Below are 20,498 nucleotides of genomic sequence, written 5' to 3' on the forward strand. Positions count from 1 at the left end.
CAGTAATCGCGCTCGATAGGTACGCCAAGCAGCGACACCGAATTGCTGCCATATATCGTCCGAACTCACGATAGAGAACCATATATGGTGATACCTCGTGACGATACCTGCGATGATCCCTTGGGCGGCAGCCCTGGTCGCCATCCTGATGGCAGCCATGCCCGTCACCCGGGAGCGGCTCACCAGGTTCGCCGAACTGACCGGTCTTTCCGTCACCGAGGCCAACGCCCGCCAGATCATCGACCACTTCGCCGACCTGCGCCGATGGCGGCTGATCGCACTGGCGTTCACCGCTCCGCTGGTCGGCTTCACCAACGACCCGTTGTATCTGGTGCTGGGCTGGTGTGCCGTTTCCGTCTTCCGCGATGTACGACTGCCGGACCGGGCCCCGCATATTCACCATGACATGACAATTCATCGAGGAACCTGGCTGCTCGGTCTGCTCGGCGCCGTGGTGGCAGGCGGCTTCTTGCTCGACGGTCGGGGCGTCACTCCGGCGCTTCCGGCCCATGCCGTCATCGTCATTATCGTGGCGGCGGCCGTACCACTCGCGGCTCGGAAACTGAGCGCCGGACGCCCGCCTTCGGACGGCGTCGCACAGGCTGAGACGGCCCTCGACCACTGGTCGACGCGGTCCCTTTACCTTTCGTCGACGGCGATCGTACTGTCGGCCGCGCTGCTCTCTCCGTGGCACCCGCCAACGGACGAGCGGCTCGAATATACGATGCCCAAGCCGTTTCCCGAGTACACGGCAGAGTTCACGACGGTCGACGAATACAAAAAGCCCACCTGCGCGTGGATCGATCAGGTGGACGCCCCGTGCCGATCGTGGCTGGTGAACGGGGAGCCATTTCCACAGGCCGCGCCGTACATCATCAAAAAAGGCGGCGCGCCGCGAGCTGCGCCGTTCGCCCGCCGGCCTGACAAGAAGGCGATCGTCTACCTGACGAGACACGACCGCCGCATGGTGCATCAGGACGCGACGGGCGTCCACCCTCTCACCGGCAGCCTGGCCGACACCGCGCTGCCCACCCTCACGTTCCACGGCCAGAGCAGGTACGTCGCGCTGGCCAGGGACAGCGCGACGATCACCGACACGAAGACCTGGGCCACGACCTCGATCCCCGGCGCCCGCAAGGTCCACGATCTCAACGGGAGCGGGATCGTGGCCACGACGGCGACTCGGGTGCTCGTGGTCGACCATCGGGGGAAGACCCGGCTGAGCCTGCCCCATGAGAAGTCTTCCAGGGACACCTACAACCTCCGGCCCGACGGACGCCAACTGGTGAAAATCCGACGCAGCAAGGGAGCCGTCGAGACCTTCACCGTGGCGACCGGCGAACGGGTGTCGAGCGTCGTCCCCGTATTCCCCGTCGACGATTTCCTCGACATCGGTCTCGGCTGGTCAAAGAACAACCGCTTCCTGGTCCGCGCCGCCGTGTCCGAACACGCCTACGAAGTCGACCTGTCGACGGGCGAACTCCGCAGACACAGGAAATAACCGTCCTCAGGCGGAGTGCCGACTGAGCACAGGGTCGACGACCAACCGGGCGGTCGGGCAGAGCGTCTGACCGTGTACGCGGAACAACTCATCCCGCGAGTCGAAATAGCCCAGATCCTCCCGGACATGGGCGGACAGGTCGCAGCTCGGCGAGGACGTGCCGTCCCAGTCCACGACGGTCCGGGTGACGGCGTCGAAGAGCGTCTCCGTGCTGTCGTTGCTGAAGCCGGACGTCATGCACAGGCCGTCGTAGAGCTCCGAGACCGGCACCCAGCCCTCCTCGATCCAGAACTCCGGCCAAGCCAGCACGACATCGGTGGGCACCACGGCTCCCAGCCGGGGAAACCGCGGATACCAGAACGCGCCGTCGATCACCCGCCCTCTGACCCGGGTGGCGATGCCATGGGCCCGCGCCACGGCCTCCAGCACCGCCATCCGCTGGCTGCACGAGCCCCGCCCACGAGAAATCGTCACGGAGACGGGTTGTTCGTCGTTCATCGCGTACACCGGGCGGATACGCCCGCTTATCAGCCGATGCGCCGTACGCACCAGGTCGCGCTGCGGCGAGCGGACGACCGGTTGAGCGTTCGCCAGCGCGACGACGCGCGGGTGGTGCCAGTCGAGGATCGCGGTGGCGGTGGTCGCGCCGACGACCGACGCCGAAGCCGGCACCACGACTCGCCGGCGCCTGGGGCTGAGTAATCGCGAAGTCATACGGCCACACTATGTTCGCAGGCCACCGCAGTGGACGGCGTAACGGTCAGGAGCCCGAGAGCCACAGGTCGGGACCGAACACCTCGTAGTGGATGTCCCGCGCCGCCACTCCCCCTCGATGAGCTGGGCCCGCGCTTCCCGCATGAACGGCAGCGGCCCGCACAGGTAGGCGACCGCGCCCGCTGGGACCTCGACCCCGGCCAGGTCGATCCGGCCGGCGCGGCCGCGTTCGCCGTCCTCGTACCAGAAGATCTTCTCGCTGTTGGGCAGCGCGGCGGTCAGTGACTCCATGTCGTGGCGCAGCGCGTGGTCGGGCTCGGAGCGGTCGGCGTGCAGCAGCAGCACCCGGCGGGTGCTGCCGGTGTCGGCCAGGTGGTGGAGCATCGCGGTGATGGGGGTGCAGCCGATGCCCGCCGAGGCGAGCACCAGCGGCGCCTCGCCGCCGGTCAGCGTCACGTCCCCGAACGGCGCCGACAGGATCAGCTCGTCGCCCTCCTTGACGGTGGCGTGCAGCAGGTTGGACACCTCGCCCTCGGGGGCGCCCTCGCCGCGCATCCGCTTGACGGTGATCCGCCGCAGTCCGGTCTCGCCGTACCCGGACAGCGTGTACTGCCGCAGCTGGCGTACCCCGTCGGGCATCCGCACGCGGACGCTGACGTACTGGCCGGGCAGCGCGGGCGGGACGGGCTCGTCGCCGACGGGCGCGAGCACGAGCGACATGACGTCGGCGGTCTCCTCGCGGCGCTCGACGACCCGCCAGGGCCGCCAGGTCTGACCGTCGGCGGCGCCCGCCTGGGCGTGGGCGAGTCGCCGAGGCCCCATCTGGGACGAGTGGTCGGCCCGAGTAAGATCGGCCGACCACCAGCCCCAGCGGCGCCCGGTTATGCGATCGAGCCGGACCAGATGTTCGCGGCGGCACCGTAGACCGCCTGCGACTCGGCGTCGAAGTACGGGGAGACGCTCATGTCGTAACGCTGGTCGCCGTCGGTGTCGGCGACGCTGATGGTGATGCCGGTGAGATAGCCGATGCGGGCGCCGGTGTCATAGGAAGAGATCCAGGACGAGCCCAGAGCCCCCTCACCGGTGAACCGGGAGTCGACCCCGACGAGCTCCTCCGCGGGCAGGCCGGGGATCCTCACGGCCGACGTCCGGCCGCTGGACGATTCGATCGTCTCGCCGTCGTACGGCCGCACGCCGTCCGGGTGAGCACCGGCCGGGTAGCCGAAGACGTCGACCGGGGTGTCTACGGCCTGGTTGAAGGCCAGGCCCTGTCCGCCGACGTGGTCACCCAGCCTCCCGAGATCCGTCAGCGCACCCGAGGCGGAGAGTGTGACGCCGTTGTGGACGTTGACGAACGCGTAGTCGCGGTCGTAATCGGTATAGGTGCGGAAATCGTAGTGCGTCGATGCCTGCTTCCCCACGTAGAGGCCCCATGGAGTCGTACCCGCGGAGTAGCCGGGAACGAATACCCAGTTGCCGAGCGTGCTCTGAGCGTCGTACACGCAGTGCCCTGCGGTGGCCACCACGTTGCGGTAGCCCGACTGCACAGCCGTGCCCGTGCACCAGTGCCGCTGTCCGTCGGCGGCGACGAAGAACACCTTGCCCATGGTGGCGGGCGTCTTGACGCTCGGCGGACCGGCATCGGCGGGGGCCAGGGGCGCTACCGTGCCGGGCTTGCCATCGCTCGGGACACCGCCGATCGGGAAGACCTGGCCGGCGACCGCGGCCTGGACGCCGTACGGCGTGGCGTTCGCCAGGTTGGCTCCGCCGTCTCCGAGCCAGTACGCCGCGACCTGCCGTGCGGTCACCGCGTCAGAGGCCAGAGCATCCGTCACCGTGGCGGCGGCCCCGGCGGGCGCGGCCACGACGACGGAGCTCATCAGACCCATGGTCAGGGCAACTACTATCCGCTTCATTCATCATCTCCAAGGTGATCTACGACAGATCAAGCCACAGATGTACAAAGCCGGTCAAGCGTTGCGTGTCCGCGACGTCACCCAGTGCGCATCTAAACGGACGTTTACGCACCGGCGACCAGCTGGCGAACTATCGCGTCAAGGCCTTTTGTCAGCGTGGTCCGTTGACGAAGATCCATGACGAGCGGCAGCACGAACACCGCTCCGGACAGAAGGGCCCATGATGAAGAACCTGCTCAAGACCGCCGTGGTAGGCGTCACTGTCGCCGCGGCCACTTTCGCGCTCGCACACCCCGCGCTGGCCAACTCCTTCTCCACGAACGTCGGCGACGGCACCGTCAGCTACAACGACGGCGAGGACCGGCTCTGCGCTCAGGCGTTCAACACCGAAGGCGCCCGCTGGGTCCGGGTGACGCTGGTTCCGCTCTCCCGGTCCGGCCCGTCGCCCACCATCACGGACCGCAACAACTACTACGGCCACTCGGGCAGCACCTGCACGAGCCTGGCCACCGCCTACGAGGACACCCGCTACCGCGCCGACATCACGTCGTACTGGGGCGAGCGCGGCACCACGGTCTCCCGCGGCTCCGTCACCTTCTACAGCTGATCCGATCACACCCGCTCCCCCGTACGCGCTCGGCGTACGGGGGAGTTCGGCTGTCTGGAGGTGGCGGCCGGCGTGCCTTCAAGTCCGGAAAACCATGTCACTTCCTGGACTTGACTGGTCACATGGGGTGTTGTCTTATGGTCGGTAGTGCTGTTTCCATAGGGCACGGCCCCCGTTTTTCGCGGCCGTGAGCATCCACGGTTCCATCAAATGCCGATCGTCGGCATTGCCTGAATGGTTGGAAATTCCGAAAGGACATCCAGCTCGGGAGGCTGCGGATGGCCGAATCACCGAATCAGCGGGAGCTTCCTCCCGACGGGATCGATCTGCACCTCGGGGAATTCGACCTGAGTTCGGTAGAGGAGCTGGAAGGAACGGTCCTCGGCCAGATTCTGAACGAGCTCTATCCCGAAGAAATGGCCGACGGCTCACTGGGGCAGATTTTCAGCTCGCACAGCCGCCACAGCCGGTTCAGCTCATTCAGCGCGCACAGCCAGCACAGCCAGTTCGGTTCCTTCAGTTCTTTCGATTCGTTCAGCTCGTTCAGTTCCTTCGGCTCGTTCAGCTCGTTCAGTTCCTTCGATTCGTTCAGCTCCTTCAGCTCCTTCAGCTCGCACAGTTCGTGGGCCGGACGTGTTTGAGGCGGAGCCGTTCAAGTCGTTCATCTGCAAGGTCGCCTCTCGCTGCAACCTCGACTGCGACTACTGCTACGTCTACCACCACGCCGACCAGTCCTGGCGTGGGCAGCCGCACCGGATGTCCCTGGAGACGGCGGCCCGGCTCGGGCAGCGGATCAACGAGCACGGCCTGGCCCATGGGCTGCCGCAGGCCGATGTCATCCTGCATGGCGGCGAGCCGCTGCTGCTCGGCGTGGCCTACCTGAGAGCGCTGTTCGAGACGGTCACCCGGCACACACCCGACGTGCGGATCCGGTGGAACGGTCAGACCAACGGCGTCCTGTACACCGAGGAAGTGCTGGCCTTGTGCGAGGAGTGGGAGGTCTCCTTCGGGCTCAGCATGGACGGCCCTCGCCCGGTCCAGGATCTACACCGGGTCGACCACGCGGGCCGTTCGTCGTTCGAGGACGTGGAAAGGTCGATAGAGCTGCTGCGCAGCGTGCCCAGGCTGTGGGGCGGCATTCTCGCGGTCGTCGACCTGGGCGCGGATCCGCTGGAGACCTACTCCTATTTCCGTTCGCTCGAACCGCCGTCCGTCGATTTCCTGCTCCCGCTGGGCCACCACGACCGAAGGCCACCGGGAAAGGACTCCCTGGAGACCACGCCGTACGCCGACTGGCTTTTACCGATCTTCCATGATTGGTATGCCGAACGGCCCCAGCCGGTCAGGATCCGGCGCTTCCGTGACATCATCGCGCTGTTCCTGGGAGCGACGCACAGCTCCGAGGAGTGGGGCCTGCAACCGGTCGACTTCGTCGTCGTGGAGACCAACGGCGAGATCCAAGCCGTGGACACGCTCAAGGTGACCTATCCGGGCGCGTGCGATCTGGGCATGAACCTTTTCGAGCACAGCTTCGACGACGCGTTGACGTCCCCGAAAGTCCGGGCCCGGCAGGACTCGTGGGCAACGCTCAGCGAGGTCTGCAGGGCCTGTGATCTGGTACGCGTCTGCGGTGGCGGCTACTTCCCGCAGCGCTACTCGCGCGAGAACGGGTTCGCCAACCCGTCGGTGTACTGCGCGGACCTGATGAAGCTCATCCGGACGATCAGCGGCAGGGTCCGCACCGACCTGAAAGGCCTCGGCAAGCGCGACGAAAGGCAGGTCCGGTGATGATACGGCTCGACCAGTCGGCCATCGCGGCGTTCGCCCGGCCCACCGGGTTGACGGACACGACCCGGGCCGTCTTCACAGCGCGATACCTGCACACGCTCGTCGGCCTGAAACGGCTGGCCGGGCTGCTGCCCGAGCCGGTGCTGGCCGCGTCCGGGTTCGCCGACCACCTCGCCACGCTGAGCAGCGTCCCCGCGCCTGTCCAGCGGCGCGTGCTGGACCATCCCAGCGCCGCGTTCTGGGTGGACGTCGCCTGGAACCTGGTCAGCCGGCAGACCCATGAACGCTTCCCAGAGGTGCACCTGGTCCCGCACCTGCGCGAGTTCGCGCGCCTGACCTGCGCGGCCCTGTGCCTGGCGGGAACCGGACGGGTCGAGGCGACCGTCCGTGCCGACCCCTGCGGCCGGGTCAGCCTGCCCGGCGCGGGCCTGACGCTGGCCATGGGGTCGCCCCGCGGCCGCGTCCGGCTCGTGATCGAGGACGCCACGTTCGCCGGGGACCCGCCACAACTGCGGGTGCCCCGGCTGGCCGACACCATCGAGCTCAACTGGCTCGACCACGACCTGCGGCTCGGTGGCCGCGCCGACTTCACCTTCGCCGAGTTGGACCCGGCCGCCGCGGCGCGTTGGCGTGGTGTCCTGGAGGAGCACCTGGACCTGATCGCCCGGGCATCCGGGCCGCTGGCGGAGGAGCTGTCCGGTGGGCTGCGCGCGATCGTCCCGGTGCTCTCCCCGGACGACCGGCAGCACCTGTCCGGCAGCTTCCGGGAGGCCCCCGGTCTGGTCGCGCTCTCGCTCGGCGGCCGGCTGGCGACCGCCGAGGCGCTCGTGCACGAGTACGGGCACCAGAAGCTCAACACCGTCTTGACGCTCGATCCGCTGATCGTCGAGGACACCGGCGAACCGGCCCACTACTCGCCCTGGCGTGACGACCCGCGGCCGCTGATCGGCCTGCTGCACGCGGTGTACAGCTTCGCGACGGCGCTGCACTTCCACCGGGGCCTGCTCGACCTGCCCGACACGGGCGGAATACCGTCGCAGCAGGTGGTCGGCCGCGTCTATCGGATCGTTCGCCAACTCCGCGACGGACTGGCGGTCCTGCGCGAGCACGCGATCCTGTCACCGCTCGGCGAAGCGTTCGTCGCAGAGATCGCCGTCTGGATCGAGGAGTGCGCGGCCGGGCTGCCGCTGCCTCCGCCGGCCGAACGTCGCCAGATCGACGCCGACCACGCAGCGCACCGCGCCCGCTGGGACGAACGCAACCCGCCCTCGCCCGTCCTGGACCCGACCGTGCCGACCGTGCCGACCGTGCCGGATCCGGCGGCGGCCCCGGCCCTCCGCGCCCTGGGCCTGCCCGAACGGTGGACTCCCGGCGGGATCGTCCGGCGCTGGTATCCCGGAGACTCGCTGCTGGAGGCCGCCCGAGCGCTCGCCCCGGACACGGAGCTGCCGTCGATCCCGCCCGGCACGTCACTGACCGCCGATCTGGCGGCCGCCCATGTGGCCTACGTTCGCGGCGACTACCGGGTGGCCGCCGAGAACTACGCCTCCTGCGTCGCCCTGGACCCTCGCAGCCCGTACTTCTGGCAGTGCTACGCCTTCGCGCTCAGACACCTGGGACGGCGCGAGGAGGCACTGCATATCCTCACCCGAACCGAAACGCTCATGGCCAGGGCCGAAGCCCCTGCCCTCGACCGAGACACACGGACCTCTGACGAGCCCATCCTCCGCCTACCTGCCGAGCCTCCCGCGCACACCCGCTCAGTGCTGCTGCCGGTATCGGGGCCGGTGGAAGACGAACTGCGCGCAAGCCCGTACTGGCACTTCGTCGCGGCGACACTCGCGGGCGTCCAGCTTCCGACTCTCATAGCGGTCGCGCACGGCCTGAAACCGGCGATGGACGCGTGGATACCCCCGGACGGCTGGCACCCGTTCCTCGCCCTGATCGCGGAGCTGGGGCTGGAGCATCATGTGGACGCCTGCTTCGACCGGTTCTCCCCGCAGATCGCCCAGGTCCCACCGGGCGAGCTCACCACCACCCGCGCCGCCTTCGCCCCAGCATTGACCGAAGGCACCGAGGCCCATGTCTTCATCGCGCGCGACCGTACAGCGCTGGACCGGGTGGTGGCGGCGGGCTGGTACCCGCTGATCGTCAACGGGAAGGTCGTCAACAAGCACCGGGCGGACCATGACAAATTCGGCGACGCCCTCGGCTACCCGCGCTGCTGCCAGGACTTCTTCCGCGCACGCAACAACTGGAACAACGACAACACCTACTACGCGACCCTCCGCAACACCGCCGGAGAACCATCCATGTTGTGCAACCCGTTCATCCGGCATCGGGCGCACGGGCTCATCGCGTACATGCCGTGCTCGTACACATGCGCGGCCACGCAGGCGTACGCGGGGCGGCTACGCGACATCATCCGCACCGAGCTACCCGCGTACGCCGACGAGATCGGGCGGGAGAGCGCCAAACCGGTGCTGTGCGTCTCGGAACTGCGGATGTACGGCTTCAACGGCGAGACTCTCGCCCGGTCGGCGGACATGGTGAGCATCACCTACGAGAAGGTCGAATCGCTCTACCCGGTGGAGAGCCACGACCCCCTCGCCGGCCTCCTCTCATCCGGGAACCGGTGCACGGTCGACGGCAACGTCATCCACGCGCACCGCGATGCCGAGTACATCGGCTCGTACGAGGCCCGCAACGACCGTCATGGGCCGGAATGCCCGTTCGTCATCTCCTTCGGGCAGGCGTGACGAGAGCGTCCCATCCAGACGTCCGCGTTCTCAGTCGGTGATGGAAGCCCGGAAGCGGTAGCGGTCGCCCCGGTAGACCTGCATCGTCAGTTCGAGCGGCCGCCCGTCCTGGTTGAAGGTGAGCTGCTCGGCGACCAGCACCGGAGTCCCGTCGTCGATCTCCAGCAGCTCCCGCTCGTGCGCCTCGGGCTGCCGCGCCCCCACCGAGTAGTCCGCGATCCGGGGGACCTGCGCCGGGTCGGCGCTGCGCAGGGTCGCGTAGAGCGACGCGGCGGTGAAGTCGGTGTCGGCCAGCGTGGGGCAGAGCGCCAGCGGGACCCGGTTGTGCTCCAGTACGACGACGAGGCCGTCGAGAAACCGCAGCCGCCGCATCTCGAACAGCGCGGCGCCGGGGCCGATGCGCAGCATCTCGGCCTCGTTCACGGTCGCCGGTCTGGTTCGCGACTCCAGCACTCGGCTGCGGGTGGCCAGGCCGTGCTTCAGCGCGTAGTCGGCGAACCCCTCCACCGTGTGCCCGCCCGCCGGCGTGACGGCCCGGTCGTTTCCGGTGACGAACCAGCCGCGCGCGGCGGCGGACTCCAGCAGGCCCCGGTTCGCCAGCTCGGCCAGGGCGGCGCGCAACGTGTCCCGCGACACCGCGTATCGCGTGGCCAGACTCCGCTCCGACGGCAGCCGGTCCCCCGTCTTGGCGCCGCGGGCCGTGATGTCGTCCCAGAGCCGGGCGGCGACCTGGACGTAACGGGGCAGCGCGTCATCGCTCAGCAAGCCTTGGGGGAAGGAGGGAAGGTCCGAGGGAGTCATACCAGAACCATACCAGTTGCCTACCGTTGACGACCATATGCCAGGCCAGTAATATTCCAGTTCAGTGAACCCTCTCCGCTCCTGAGACCCCACCGCAAGGGAGATTTTGTGACCGGCCTTCTCGGCAGCCTGGCTCGCGACACCGGGGCTGATGACACCATCCGCGAGATCGGGCAGCAGCCCGGCATCTGGCGGGAGATCGACGGCATCGTCGCCGCCTCCCGGGCCGAGCTCGACGGCTTCCTCCAGCCGCTGACGGCTCGCGACCACCTGCGCGTGGTGCTCACCGGCGCCGGCACCTCCAGCTTCGCGGGACAGGTGCTGGCCACGACGCTGGCCCGGCGGCTCGGCCGGCGGGTCGACGCCGTGTCGACCACGGACATCGTCGCCGACCCGCGAGGCTGCTTCGCCGAGGATCTCCCGACCCTGCTCGTCTCCTTCGCCCGCTCCGGGGACAGCCCGGAGAGCGTCGCGGCCACCGAGCTCGCCGAGCAGTGCCTGTCGGACGTGCGCCACCTCGTGATCACCTGCAACGAGGAAGGGCGGCTGGCCCGTGAGCATTCCGGGCGAACCACCTCGTACGTGCTCCTGATGCCGCCCGCCTCCAACGACCGCGGCTTCGCGATGACCTCGAGTTTCACCGGGATGACGCTCGCCGCCCTGCTCGCCCTCGGCGGCGCCGCCTACGCCCAGGTCACGGAGCGACTGGCCCGCGCAGCCGAGCGGATCCTGCGGGACGGCGTCTTCGACGAGGGCATCGACGCGCTCCTGGCCCGCGCTCCCGAACGGATCGTCTACCTGGGCAGCGGGGCTCTCCGAGGGCTGGCCGCGGAGTCGGCCCTGAAGGTGCTCGAACTGACCGGCGGCCAGATCGTCGCGACCTCCGACTCCTCCCTGGGCTTCCGCCACGGCCCCAAGGCCGTGCTGAACGAGCACGCCGTCGTGGTCGTGTACGTGTCGAACGACCCGTACACCCGCCAGTACGACCTGGACATCATCGCGGAACTACGCTCGACCATGGCGCCCGGCAGCGTGATCGCCGTCGAGGCCGGGGACGACGGCACGCCCGACGAGGGCAGCTGGCGGCTGCCCGGCGCCGGGGACATCGAGGACGCGGCGCTGGCCCTGCCCGCCGTCATATGCGCCCAGCTCATCGGCCTCAAGGCCGCTGTGCTCCGGGGAATCCGGCCCGACAACCCGTTCCCTTCGGGCGAGGTCAACCGAGTGGTGCACGGTGTCACCCTGCACCCGTTGCAGCACTGACATCACAGCAGCACGGAGGTGGCACGATGTTTCTCGGCGTCGACGGCGGTGGTACCAAGACCGCCTTCTGCCTGGTCGACCGGGACGGAAGGACAGTGGGGCAGGCGCGGACCGCCGGCAGCTACTACTTCTCCGAAGCCTCGGACGGCATCGGCCTGGTCGAGCGAGCCCTCAGACAGGGCGTCGACGCGGTCTGCGCGGACGCGGGCATCGAGCCCTCGGACATCGCGTACGCCTTCTTCGGCCTGCCGGGCTACGGCGAGGCTCCCGGTGACATCCCCGTCCTGGACGCCGCGCCGCGAGCGGTGCTCGGCCACGACCGCTACGCGTGCGACAACGACATGGTGTGCGGGTGGGCCGGCTCGCTCGGCGCGGTGGACGGCATCAACGTCCTCAGCGGCACCGGCTCGATGACCTACGGCGAGCGATCCGGACGCGGAGCCCGCGTGGGCGGCTGGGGGGAGCTGTTCAGCGACGAGGGCTCCGCGTACTGGATCGCGGTCCGCGGTCTCAACGCGTTCTCCCGGATGAGCGACGGCCGGATGCCCGAGGGCCCGCTCGCCGACGTCTTCCGGCGGCATCTCTCGCTCGCGTCGGACCTCAACGTGATCGACATCGTGTTCAACCAGTGGCACGGCGGCCGCGGCGAGATCGCGGCGCTCAGCCGGCGGGTCGTCGAGGCGGCCGACCTGGGCGACGAGTGCGCCGCCGCCATTCTGGCCGAGGCCGGACGCGAGCTCGCGCTGCTGGTGGACGCCACGCGTGAACGACTCGGCTTCGAGCCCGGCGAGCCCGTCCCGGTCTCGTACTCCGGCGGCACGTTCACGGCCGGCGCGGTGCTCGACGCCTTCACGCGGGAGATGAAGAACCTCTACACCGGTTACGACCTGCGCCGCCCCCTGTACGAGCCGGTCATCGGAGCCGCGCTCTATGCGGCGAAACTCGCCGGCACCCCCCTGGACCGGGCCGCGCTCGATCGCCTGCGCTCCATCCCGGTGCCCACGACCACTGGAGAAGGAGAAGGCGCATGAACGCTGTCAGAAAGAGCTGGATGGTCTACGCGACCCTGTTGGTCGTCTTCTGGGGCGTGTGGGGCGCCTTCTCCAGCCTGCCGACCAGCCTGTACGGCTACCCCAACGAGATGGTGTACATCATCTGGGCGTTCACCATGCTGATCCCCGCGTACTTCGCGCTGCGCGGCAACCGGTTCGACCGGCGGCCCGTCGCCGCCCTCTACGGGCTGCTCGCCGGGCTCACCGGCGCGGGCGGGCAGCTGCTCCTGTTCCAGGCGCTGTCCAACGGCCCCGCGTACCTGATCTTCCCGCTCGTGTCGCTGTCGCCCGTGATCACCGTGCTCATGGCCGTGGCGATACTTCGTGAGCGGATCCAACGGCTCGCCGTCATCGGGGTGATCGCCGCACTGGCCGCGATCGTCCTGCTCAGCATCCCCGGAGGCGGCGGCGACTCGAACGAGACCGGGCCCTGGCTGCTCCTGGCCATCGTGATCTGCGTGGCCTGGGGCGCGCAGGCGTTCTTCATGCGCAAGGCCGCTCTCCTCGGCGTCAACGACGGCACCACCTTCGGCTGGATGACGATCAGCGGCCTGCTGCTGGTCCCCGTGGCGTTCGCGATGATGGGCGGCCTGCCCACCGGCGCCCCCTGGCAGGCGCCCGCGCTGACCGCGGTGACCCAGGTCCTCAACGCCGCCGGAGCCCTGTTCCTGGTGATGGCCCTCAGCCGGGGCAAGGCCGCGGTCGTGGCCCCCATCACCAACGCGCTCGCCCCCGTCCTGACCATCGTGCTGTCCCTTGCGGTCTACCAGACGCTGCCGTCGATCTTCGGAGCCATCGGCATCGTGCTCGCCCTGGCGGGCTCGACCCTGATGGTCTACAGCGACGAGAAGCGCGGCGACGACGCGACGGCGGGCGCCGTAGCACCCCCGCCGGAAGCCACCACTCCCTGACCGGCATCCCATGTGTGTCAGCACACCTTGAAGATGCTCTTCCAGCCGATGCCCGTCTCCTGCCTCGCGTTGCGGTTGGAGGCCAGCTGGAAGTGCACCGGGCCCCTGGCGTTGATGTCGTTGTGCATCCGGCCGTCCTGGCCGCCGCCGAACCACTTGTACGACCCGCGGTAGCGGATGTTGGTCGTGCCACACCTGGTGATGACCTGTGTCCGGCCGGTGAAGCCCGGCCCTTCGAAGGCCACGTACGTCGAGCTGTACCCCACGGACGTCGAGGCGTAGGCGGCCCCGCTCATGGCCGTGACCAGGGCGGTGGCGACAGCGGAGACCAGGATGATTCTCTTCATGGCGATCCTCCGGATCACTTCGTAGGTTTCTGTACGAAGAGAACATATGGATCACCACTTGATCGCCTCTTACATCCCACCAACACCGCTCTTCCCACGAGGTGTCAGGAGGGGACCTCCGTGACGGCGCTCATGGGAGTTTAAGAATGGGCGCCTAGAGTTCGTGATCGTGCTCATGGAAGAGGTTGTGCGGGAGCCGGTGCGGGTCCGGCCGCGGCGGGCTCGGGCGGCGCGGCTGGCCGTCGTGGTGGCGGTGGTGTTCGCGGCCGGGACCGCGATGCGGCTGGGCGGGCTGGAGGCCGGGGTCCTCCTGGTGCCGCTGGTGTCGTTCACGCCGTACTTCGGAGTGGCGGCGCTGGTGGCGCTGGCGTGCGCGTTCTGGGCCAGGAGCCGGGCGGCCGTGGCGATCCTCCTGGCGGTGTGCGTCTGTCTGGCCTGGCTCGTGCTGCCACGCGCCGTGGCCGGCGAGCCGCCGGCCGAGGGCCGGCCGCTGCGGCTGCTGACCGCCAATCTCAACGGCGGCCGGGGGGACGCCCAGGTCGTCGTCGATCTCGTACGGAAACTCGACGTGGACGTGTTCAGCGTGCAGGAGCTCACCTGGTCGGCGCGGGACCGGCTGGCGGCGGCCGGGCTGGAGGAACTGCTGCCGTACGAGATCACCCAGCCGATGCCGCGCGGCCCTGAGGGCAGCGGCGTCTACGCACGCTACCCGCTGCGGGAGCGGTCGGGGCTGTTCCGGCCGGTGGGGCACCACATGCCGGTGGCGCAGGTGTCGCTGCCCGGCGGATCGGCCGTGGAGGTGGTGGTCGTGCACCCGGTGGCGCCGGTCCCGTCGACCGTGGACGAATGGGAGGCGGGCATCGCCACGCTGCCGCCCGCCCCGTCGGACGGGCCGCCACGCATTCTGGCCGGCGACTTCAACGCGACACTCGACCACGTCGTGTTCCGGCGACTGCTCGGCACCGGCTACACCGACGCGGCGGCGGCCACCGGGCACGGGCTGACGCCGACCTGGCCGATGCGCATGCTCCCGCCGCTGGTGACCATCGACCACGTGCTGACCGACGGCCGCGCCGGCGCGGTGGCGACGCAGGCGTACGACATCCCCGGCTCCGACCACCGTGCCCTCTTCGCCGACCTGCGCGTCCAGTGATCTTCAGGTCATCAGAGAACGCTGTGCCTCTGGGGCAGATCGACGACGCCCGCCAGCGCCAGCCCCGCCAACACGATCAGGGCGACGGCGAGGACGCCGAGCACCAGCCAGGCGATCGGATGGCCGAGGTTGAGGGTCCACGAGGAGGAGCCGAGACGGTCGTGCACGAGCAGAGCCGGGTCACGGCGGTTGACGTAGACGCTGCCGGCCAGGAACCAGTGGCGGTCGTCGTCGCGCTGGCCGAGCCCCGAGTCCTCCAGCTCCTCGCCCGGCAGGGCGGGCAGCCGGTGCCCGGCCTGACCCACCTTGATCTCCCACATCACCCAGCCGCCCAGCAGCACGATGAGCGGGACATAGACGGCCACCTGCCAGCCGATCGCGGGAGTGACGATCTCCCACAGCTGCAGACCCGCGAGAAGCAGGCTCAGGTTGAGGCAGGCCGCGGACAGTAGCGACAGCACCGCGACGCCGCGCAGGTAGACGCGGTAGCGGCGGGCCGACCCCTTGGGCCTGGCGGCGTCGAGGTCGGGGCGGGCGCGCAGCACGACCAGGACCGTGGCGACGACGACCAGAGTGACGGCGGCCTGGTAGATCACCGGCTCGAAGGCACTCAGCACGGTCGTCGGCGCACGCCGCGCGGAGTCCGTGCCGCCCGCGAAGAGCCGCGGCAGTGTGTCCGGCAGCGAGCCGTACCGCGCCCAGCCGATCCCCGCGGTGAGCAGGAGAACGGCCAGAGCGGGCAGGCCCCACGACCATGGCACGCGAACCGGGTCGGTGCGGAAGGTGGTGTCCACGGCGACACCCTGACGCCGCTCGGCTGTCCAGCCCCCGGTGAGCTTGGCGGCGCGGACCATGCGATGAGCGCGGTAGAACACCAGCAGGTCCACGACCATCACCACCGACGCGATGACGCCGATCACGGCGGCGGATCCCGTCACCAGCAGCACCAGGATCGAGACCACCGCAGCCAGCGCAGCCGCCACCACGGTCAGGCGGGCGTAGAACCGGCGCGCGGCGATGATGGCCGGATCGCTCACCCGCTCGATGCCCACGCGCACGCCGAACGGCAGGGTGGGCCTGGCCAGCGCCGGAAGCGCCAGCATCAGAGATGTGACCAGCGCGATGAGGATCAGGCCGGCGCCCAGGAGCAGAATCACGAGCTCTCCTCGAAACCGATCAGCAGCGCCTCGCACCGGCGCAGCGCGTCCTGCCGGTCCATGCCCTGAACGGTGGCTTCCGCCAGCAGCACACGCATGCGTTCCTCCCAGTCGTCGACAAAGGTCGCCTCGGGCGGGCCGGTGGCGGCATCACGCCGGATGACCGCGCCGCTCTTACGGTTGATTCGGATGACGCCCTGCTGTCGCAGCAGGTCGTAGGCCTTGTTCACGGTATGGAAGTTGATGCCGAAGTCCGCGGCGAGCTGCCGCGTGGAGGGTAGCGGGTCGCCTTCGCGCGCCTGCCGGCTGGCGATCGCCTCCACGATCCGGTCCCGGATCTGCTGGTAGATCGGGACCTCACTGTCGAGATCAAGGGTCAGCTGCACGCCATCACTCTACCTGATATACAACTAATAGAACAGATAGAACCCAACTCGAAGTAAGGGCGAACCGATGACACAGTCCGTCAGCCGGCCGACCGCGCCGCCCAGCACCGCCCCTCGGCTCCTCTACGTCGACAACCTGCGCACCGCCCTGATGGCACTCGTGGTGATCCACCATTCCGCGATCGGCTACAGCAACGTCCCGCGCTGGTACTACACGGAACCGCCGGCCGACCCCACAGGAACGCTCCTGGACGTCATTATCCTGTTGAATCAGGCGTTCTTCATGGGCGCCTTCTTCCTCATCTCAGGACTCTTCGTACCGGGCTCCTACGACCGCAAGGGAACCGGGCACTTCATCAGGGAGCGACTGCTGCGCCTGGGAGTCCCGCTGCTGCTCTGGCTGCTGGCGGTCCGCCCTCTGGCGACCGCAGGCGGATACATCGCCGCGAGGGACGCCGCCGCCCAGCAGGGTACCGAACTGCCCTACTGGCACTACTACCTGCAGTCGTCGTCACCCGGGCCCATGTGGTTCGTCGAGGTGCTGCTGGTGTTCAGCGCGCTCTACGTCCTCTGGCGGCGCCTGACCGTCAAGGGCCCGCGCGCATCCGCACCGACTCCGGCCACGAGCCGGCCGCCCGGCGCCGTCGCGATCGTCGGCTTCACCATCGCCCTGGCCCTGGTGACCTACCTGTGGCGCATCGTGGTGCCGATGGGTGTGTCGATCCTGGGGTTGCCGTCACCCGCCTACCTGCCGCAGTACGCGGCGCTGTTCACCGTCGGGCTGATCGCGGCCCGGCGCGGCCGGCCGGCAGCCCTCTCCAGAACGGCCGGCCGGGCCGGGTTCGCCACCGCCGCCGTCGCGGCGGTCGCGCTCCTCCTCGTCGCGATCTCCGCCGAAGACGCCTTCCTGGGCAACGGAACCCTGCCGTCCCTGCTAACGGCAATCTGCGAGTCGGCACTCGCGGTCGGCATCACCCTCGGGCTGCTGGTGCTGTTCCGGGAACGCCTCGGCCACCAGGGCCGCCTCCGCCGGTTCCTGTCGACACACGCCTTCACCGTCTACCTCATCCACCCGGTCGTCCTGGTCGCCCTGGGCCACGCCCTCCGCGACGTGCAGGCGCCCGCGGCCGCGAAGTTCGCGCTGCTCGTCGCCCTCGCCCTGCCGTTGTGCTGGGCAACGGCGTACCTGGTACGAGCCCTTCCGGGTGCCCGGAAGGTGCTCTAGACCGTACGGGATCCGAAGGACAGCCGAGCTCGGCCTTGTCCGGACACACCCGCGTGCCTCTCGGTGTGAACCTGTGTGAAGGCGGATGCCCCATCACGGCTGGGCTTCCGACCGTTCACGCTCAGCGAGAAACTCATCGAGCAGTTCGAAGAGAACCCCGATCACCCGAGACTCGTCCTCTGGCGTCAGTTCCCGCTCGTCCCAGCCGGCGGGCAGAGCGATATGACGCACCAGCCAATGCCAGACAAGGTTGCCGCCCCAGCCCAGCCGAGCCGCCAGCCATTCTCGCCACCCTTGCAGACCTGGCCCGCCATGGCGCTTCGCATGCTCGTCGTAGCCGTCCAGGAACCCTTCAACACCGGCGAGCGCAGAGCCCCTCACGTACATCCCCAGCCGCTTGGCCACGAGAGCGAAGTACTCACGCTCACTCATCCTCGCCAGATTCACCGTCACCCACCCATTCTGGATACGAGTGGCTCTCGTTGTCCGGCCGGCGGCCGCTGTGAATGCTGAGGGCTGTCACTGCTGTCGTCAGCAGACACGAAAACGCCCCGGAGCGATAATCGCTACGGGGCATCTTGGCTGGTCATCTACTGTGGTCAGGGGCGGGGTCGAACCGCCGACCTTCCGCTTTTCAGGCGGACGCTCGTACCAACTGAGCTACCTGACCTAGAGCGGTCCTGACGGGACTTGAACCCGCGACCTCCACCTTGACAGGGTGGCGAGCACTCCAAACTGCTCTACAGGACCTTGCTTCGTTCTGTTTGCGCTCGCTTAGCCTACCAGCTCTTCGGTGGTCTTGGACCAGCCGTTTCGCGGGTGCGCTAGGCGCTCGCAGTGCCCCCAACGGGATTCGAACCCGTGCCGCCGCCTTGAAAGGGCGGTGTCCTAGGCCGCTAGACGATGGGGGCTTAGGAATTCCCGTCGCCTTCCGTCGGGAGACCTCTGAAGCATAGGGGACGATCGGCCCTGATGCCAAAGTGGTTAACCGGCGCGTGGCGATGGGGTGCCGCTGATCGTCCCCGATGGGGTCGGGGCGCTCAGTTGCTCTGGAGAAATCATACGACTCGGCTCGGGTTCCACGTGACGCTGGATGTAGACCGATTGTTCGCCGAGTCCTCCCAGGGTGATGTCGTCCCAGGCTTGCAGGCGTTTGGTCTCCCTGTCGAAGTACAGGACCGAGGCCTGGACGGGGGTGGGTTCCTCGTGTTCGAGGGCGCGCAGGCCGGCGCCGCCCGTCGAGCCCTGGACGAGGATGCGGGTGCCCGTGGGGAGCATGGTGGTGGAGCGGGCGTGGGCGTGGCCTGCGAGGACCATGGGGGTGGAGCCGGAGAAGCCGCGGCCGACGATGCCGTCGTGCACGGCGACCAGGTCGGCGTCCTTGACCTTCGGGCGGTACGTACGTCCGAATTGTTCGAGGCTGGCCGGATCTGGGTTGCTCGCGGTGGTCTTGTCCGGAGTGAAGCGGGGGTCGCCGAGGCCGTAGATCTTCAGGCCCTCGACGGTCTTCTGCTGGTCGTCCAGGACGACGGCGTTCTTCTGCTTGGCGACGGCCTTCTCCGTGGTCTTGGAGTCGTGGTTGCCGCGGACGAAGACGTACGGGACGCCGAGGGTGCCGATCTCCTCGACGAACTTGTTCTCAGGCTTGGTGCCATGGTCGGAGATGTCGCCCGTGTCCACGATCAGGTCGACGCTGAACTGATCCTTGAGGGAGCGGATCACGTTCCAGGCGATCGGGTTGATGTGGATGTCGGAGACATGCAGGACACGGATCGACCGGGGATCGGCGTCGTACACCGGAAGTGTCGAGACCGTGTCGTACAGCTTGGAGACGTTCGTCACGAGTTTGGTGAGCTGTGACCGGTACGACTCGAACTTGGTGACGATCGACTCGGCGCTGCCCACCAGGGAGGGCGCGGCGGCCACCAGGCCCGAGTAGCGCGGCTCGATGAGCGAGTCGGGGCGGAAGGACTTGGCCGCGAACACACCGGTGCCGGCGAGCGCGACAGAGGCCGCCAGCAGGCCCAGCAGCGCCACCTTGGGCCGCCTGAAGACCATCAGGACCGCGATCAGCGCGCCCGCGCCCGCGCACAGCAGCGAGCGGATGGCCAGCAGCCGCACGCCGTCGATCAGGTCGCTCTCGATGAGCTCCGGCAGCCGCTCGGTCAGGCGCGGGTCCTCCAGGAACGCCTTGGCGCGCTCCTGGTCGATGTTCTCCAGGGTGATGCGCAGGCGGAGGGGGGCGTCGTGGGTGTCGAAGGTGAGCGTGCCGAGCGGGCTCGCGTCCACGACCGTCTCGCCCGCCAGGGCCGGGCGCAGGGACATGCCGGTCTCGACCGGCCCGACCTCCGCTTGTACGGTGCCACTGAGGAAGATGCCGAGCCACGCGCCGATCGCGGCGACGACGAGCACCGCCGCGGCCTTGGACGCTGGCGACCGGATGACAGCCTTCAACCTGTTCAGGAAGTTCATACGGTTTCTTGCTTACCCGACCGGCGAGGCAGAATGGCAACTGTGATCGACGTTTCGCGGGAGAGGTTCGAGGAGTTGGTGTCCGAAGCGCTGGACACGATCCCTGCGGAGTTGGCTCGTGTGATGAGCAACATCGTCGTCACGGTCGTCGACGATCCCCCTGAACCCAACTTGCTGGGCCTGTACACGGGCATTCCCCTCACCGAGCGCGGCGACTGGTACTCCGGAGTATTGCCCGACCGCATCGAGATCTACCGCAATCCGATCTGTCGGATGTGCAGCACGGAAGAGCATGTGGTGGACGAGGTGCGGATCACGGTGGTTCACGAGGTAGGTCACCACTTCGGTATCGACGACGCCAGGCTGCATGAGCTGGGCTGGTAACCCTTTGCATTCGGAACGCGTCTTTGAGTTGCGCCTTGCCGAGTGATCGGGCACCTTAGGTG

Annotated in this window: 20 protein-coding genes and 3 tRNA genes; 11 read left to right on the forward strand and 12 right to left on the reverse strand. The window is 68.5% G+C overall.

What is annotated here, in order from left to right; all coding sequences use genetic code 11:
* The first annotated feature begins 97 nt into the window (after positions 1–97).
* Positions 98–1,501, forward strand: coding sequence for a hypothetical protein (locus ACTMTF_RS44005; protein ID WP_441116040.1), 1,404 nt, complete (start codon positions 98–100; stop codon positions 1,499–1,501).
* Between the two features lie 6 nt (positions 1,502–1,507).
* On the opposite strand, the gene ACTMTF_RS44010 is transcribed toward ACTMTF_RS44005, so the two are convergent.
* From ACTMTF_RS44010 to ACTMTF_RS44020, 3 genes are read right to left on the reverse strand one after another with little or no spacing between them, the layout of a single operon-like run.
* Positions 1,508–2,215, reverse strand: coding sequence for a transglutaminase-like domain-containing protein (locus ACTMTF_RS44010; protein ID WP_441116041.1), 708 nt, complete (start codon positions 2,213–2,215; stop codon positions 1,508–1,510).
* A gap of 9 nt (positions 2,216–2,224) precedes the next feature.
* The gene (locus ACTMTF_RS44015) at positions 2,225–3,037 is read right to left on the reverse strand and encodes an FAD-binding oxidoreductase (RefSeq protein WP_441116042.1); all 813 of its coding nucleotides are present in this window, start codon (positions 3,035–3,037) and stop codon (positions 2,225–2,227) included.
* A 59-nt stretch (positions 3,038–3,096) separates the two neighbouring features.
* Positions 3,097–4,095 carry a trypsin-like serine peptidase gene (locus ACTMTF_RS44020; RefSeq protein WP_441116043.1) on the reverse strand — a complete coding sequence of 333 codons (999 nt, stop codon included), beginning with the start codon at positions 4,093–4,095 and terminating at the stop codon, positions 3,097–3,099.
* A gap of 256 nt (positions 4,096–4,351) precedes the next feature.
* Between ACTMTF_RS44020 and ACTMTF_RS44025 the strand changes: the two genes are divergently transcribed.
* The 4 genes from ACTMTF_RS44025 to ACTMTF_RS44040 all read left to right on the forward strand — a co-directional run bounded on the left by ACTMTF_RS44025 (position 4,352) and on the right by ACTMTF_RS44040 (position 9,285).
* A complete protein-coding gene (locus ACTMTF_RS44025) occupies positions 4,352–4,738 on the forward strand; it encodes a hypothetical protein (protein ID WP_441116044.1) in 387 nt (128 codons plus the stop codon).
* A 278-nt stretch (positions 4,739–5,016) separates the two neighbouring features.
* Complete coding sequence (locus ACTMTF_RS44030; protein ID WP_441116045.1) at positions 5,017–5,379, forward strand: hypothetical protein; 363 nt, start codon at positions 5,017–5,019, stop codon at positions 5,377–5,379.
* On the forward strand, positions 5,372–6,526 hold the full coding sequence (locus ACTMTF_RS44035; protein ID WP_397016988.1) for an FxsB family cyclophane-forming radical SAM/SPASM peptide maturase: 1,155 nt from the start codon (positions 5,372–5,374) through the stop codon (positions 6,524–6,526). The genes ACTMTF_RS44030 and ACTMTF_RS44035 overlap by 8 nt, the downstream gene beginning before the upstream one ends.
* Positions 6,526–9,285: an aKG-HExxH-type peptide beta-hydroxylase gene (locus ACTMTF_RS44040; RefSeq protein WP_441116046.1), complete on the forward strand. Its 2,760-nt coding sequence runs from the start codon at positions 6,526–6,528 to the stop codon at positions 9,283–9,285. Before ACTMTF_RS44035 ends, ACTMTF_RS44040 begins: the two co-directional genes overlap by 1 nt.
* Positions 9,286–9,315: 30 nt before the next feature.
* Here the strand turns inward: ACTMTF_RS44040 and ACTMTF_RS44045 are convergent, their stop codons facing one another.
* On the reverse strand, positions 9,316–10,086 hold the full coding sequence (locus ACTMTF_RS44045) for a GntR family transcriptional regulator (protein WP_441116047.1): 771 nt from the start codon (positions 10,084–10,086) through the stop codon (positions 9,316–9,318).
* 108 nt (positions 10,087–10,194) lie between these two features.
* Between ACTMTF_RS44045 and ACTMTF_RS44050 the strand changes: the two genes are divergently transcribed.
* Genes ACTMTF_RS44050 through ACTMTF_RS44060 form a run of 3 tightly spaced genes read left to right on the forward strand, consistent with a single transcriptional unit; the run spans position 10,195 to position 13,312 of the window.
* A complete protein-coding gene (locus ACTMTF_RS44050; RefSeq protein ID WP_441116048.1) occupies positions 10,195–11,349 on the forward strand; it encodes an SIS domain-containing protein in 1,155 nt (384 codons plus the stop codon).
* A 26-nt stretch (positions 11,350–11,375) separates the two neighbouring features.
* Positions 11,376–12,380 carry an N-acetylglucosamine kinase gene (locus tag ACTMTF_RS44055; protein WP_441116049.1) on the forward strand — a complete coding sequence of 335 codons (1,005 nt, stop codon included), beginning with the start codon at positions 11,376–11,378 and terminating at the stop codon, positions 12,378–12,380.
* Positions 12,377–13,312, forward strand: coding sequence for a DMT family transporter (locus ACTMTF_RS44060; protein ID WP_441116050.1), 936 nt, complete (start codon positions 12,377–12,379; stop codon positions 13,310–13,312). Before ACTMTF_RS44055 ends, ACTMTF_RS44060 begins: the two co-directional genes overlap by 4 nt.
* Before the next feature lie 17 nt (positions 13,313–13,329).
* Here the strand turns inward: ACTMTF_RS44060 and ACTMTF_RS44065 are convergent, their stop codons facing one another.
* A complete protein-coding gene (locus tag ACTMTF_RS44065) occupies positions 13,330–13,659 on the reverse strand; it encodes a MiAMP1 family antimicrobial peptide (protein ID WP_441116051.1) in 330 nt (109 codons plus the stop codon).
* A gap of 175 nt (positions 13,660–13,834) precedes the next feature.
* On the opposite strand from ACTMTF_RS44065, the gene ACTMTF_RS44070 reads away from it, so the two are divergent.
* Positions 13,835–14,812 (forward strand): endonuclease/exonuclease/phosphatase family protein, encoded by a 978-nt coding sequence (locus ACTMTF_RS44070; RefSeq protein ID WP_441116052.1) that lies wholly within the window; start codon positions 13,835–13,837, stop codon positions 14,810–14,812.
* 11 nt (positions 14,813–14,823) lie between these two features.
* Here ACTMTF_RS44070 and ACTMTF_RS44075 read toward each other — a convergent pair whose 3' ends face one another.
* Both ACTMTF_RS44075 and ACTMTF_RS44080 read right to left on the reverse strand, forming a co-directional pair.
* Complete coding sequence (locus tag ACTMTF_RS44075) at positions 14,824–15,969, reverse strand: DUF1648 domain-containing protein (protein ID WP_441116053.1); 1,146 nt, start codon at positions 15,967–15,969, stop codon at positions 14,824–14,826.
* Positions 15,966–16,355, reverse strand: coding sequence for a GntR family transcriptional regulator (locus tag ACTMTF_RS44080; protein WP_441116054.1), 390 nt, complete (start codon positions 16,353–16,355; stop codon positions 15,966–15,968). Before ACTMTF_RS44080 ends, ACTMTF_RS44075 begins: the two co-directional genes overlap by 4 nt.
* 67 nt (positions 16,356–16,422) lie before the next feature.
* Between ACTMTF_RS44080 and ACTMTF_RS44085 the strand changes: the two genes are divergently transcribed.
* Positions 16,423–17,580 (forward strand): acyltransferase family protein, encoded by a 1,158-nt coding sequence (locus ACTMTF_RS44085; protein WP_441116055.1) that lies wholly within the window; start codon positions 16,423–16,425, stop codon positions 17,578–17,580.
* A gap of 93 nt (positions 17,581–17,673) precedes the next feature.
* Here ACTMTF_RS44085 and ACTMTF_RS44090 read toward each other — a convergent pair whose 3' ends face one another.
* From ACTMTF_RS44090 to ACTMTF_RS44110, 5 genes are all read right to left on the reverse strand, one after another.
* The gene (locus tag ACTMTF_RS44090) at positions 17,674–18,033 is read right to left on the reverse strand and encodes a hypothetical protein (protein ID WP_441116056.1); all 360 of its coding nucleotides are present in this window, start codon (positions 18,031–18,033) and stop codon (positions 17,674–17,676) included.
* A gap of 143 nt (positions 18,034–18,176) precedes the next feature.
* Positions 18,177–18,250: transfer RNA gene (locus ACTMTF_RS44095), tRNA-Phe, on the reverse strand.
* A 5-nt stretch (positions 18,251–18,255) separates the two neighbouring features.
* Positions 18,256–18,330: transfer RNA gene (locus tag ACTMTF_RS44100), tRNA-Asp, on the reverse strand.
* Between the two features lie 88 nt (positions 18,331–18,418).
* Positions 18,419–18,491: transfer RNA gene (locus ACTMTF_RS44105), tRNA-Glu, on the reverse strand.
* 73 nt (positions 18,492–18,564) lie between these two features.
* Positions 18,565–20,034 carry a metallophosphoesterase family protein gene (locus ACTMTF_RS44110; RefSeq protein ID WP_441116057.1) on the reverse strand — a complete coding sequence of 490 codons (1,470 nt, stop codon included), beginning with the start codon at positions 20,032–20,034 and terminating at the stop codon, positions 18,565–18,567.
* A 51-nt stretch (positions 20,035–20,085) separates the two neighbouring features.
* Between ACTMTF_RS44110 and ACTMTF_RS44115 the strand changes: the two genes are divergently transcribed.
* A complete protein-coding gene (locus ACTMTF_RS44115; protein WP_397016952.1) occupies positions 20,086–20,436 on the forward strand; it encodes a metallopeptidase family protein in 351 nt (116 codons plus the stop codon).
* Positions 20,437–20,498 lie beyond the last annotated feature (62 nt).

Origin of the sequence: Nonomuraea sp. ZG12, assembly GCF_052068115.1 — a bacterium.
Lineage (GTDB): Bacteria > Actinomycetota > Actinomycetes > Streptosporangiales > Streptosporangiaceae > Nonomuraea.

What these genes read in the sequence shown, in the direction of transcription:
- ACTMTF_RS44085 (WP_441116055.1), top strand. Translation starts at nt 16,423, where the DNA reads ATGACACAGTCCGTCAGCCGGCCGACCGCGCCGCCCAGCACCGCCCCT.
- ACTMTF_RS44070 (WP_441116052.1), top strand. Translation starts at nt 13,835, where the DNA reads ATGGAAGAGGTTGTGCGGGAGCCGGTGCGGGTCCGGCCGCGGCGGGCT.
- ACTMTF_RS44030 (WP_441116045.1), top strand. Translation starts at nt 5,017, where the DNA reads ATGGCCGAATCACCGAATCAGCGGGAGCTTCCTCCCGACGGGATCGAT.
- ACTMTF_RS44055 (WP_441116049.1), top strand. Translation starts at nt 11,376, where the DNA reads ATGTTTCTCGGCGTCGACGGCGGTGGTACCAAGACCGCCTTCTGCCTG.
- ACTMTF_RS44045 (WP_441116047.1), bottom strand. Translation starts at nt 10,086, where the DNA reads ATGACTCCCTCGGACCTTCCCTCCTTCCCCCAAGGCTTGCTGAGCGAT.
- ACTMTF_RS44060 (WP_441116050.1), top strand. Translation starts at nt 12,377, where the DNA reads ATGAACGCTGTCAGAAAGAGCTGGATGGTCTACGCGACCCTGTTGGTC.
- ACTMTF_RS44015 (WP_441116042.1), bottom strand. Translation starts at nt 3,037, where the DNA reads ATGGGGCCTCGGCGACTCGCCCACGCCCAGGCGGGCGCCGCCGACGGT.
- ACTMTF_RS44065 (WP_441116051.1), bottom strand. Translation starts at nt 13,659, where the DNA reads ATGAAGAGAATCATCCTGGTCTCCGCTGTCGCCACCGCCCTGGTCACG.
- ACTMTF_RS44115 (WP_397016952.1), top strand. Translation starts at nt 20,086, where the DNA reads ATGGCAACTGTGATCGACGTTTCGCGGGAGAGGTTCGAGGAGTTGGTG.
- ACTMTF_RS44025 (WP_441116044.1), top strand. Translation starts at nt 4,352, where the DNA reads ATGATGAAGAACCTGCTCAAGACCGCCGTGGTAGGCGTCACTGTCGCC.
- ACTMTF_RS44020 (WP_441116043.1), bottom strand. Translation starts at nt 4,095, where the DNA reads ATGAGCTCCGTCGTCGTGGCCGCGCCCGCCGGGGCCGCCGCCACGGTG.
- ACTMTF_RS44010 (WP_441116041.1), bottom strand. Translation starts at nt 2,215, where the DNA reads ATGACTTCGCGATTACTCAGCCCCAGGCGCCGGCGAGTCGTGGTGCCG.
- ACTMTF_RS44040 (WP_441116046.1), top strand. Translation starts at nt 6,526, where the DNA reads ATGATACGGCTCGACCAGTCGGCCATCGCGGCGTTCGCCCGGCCCACC.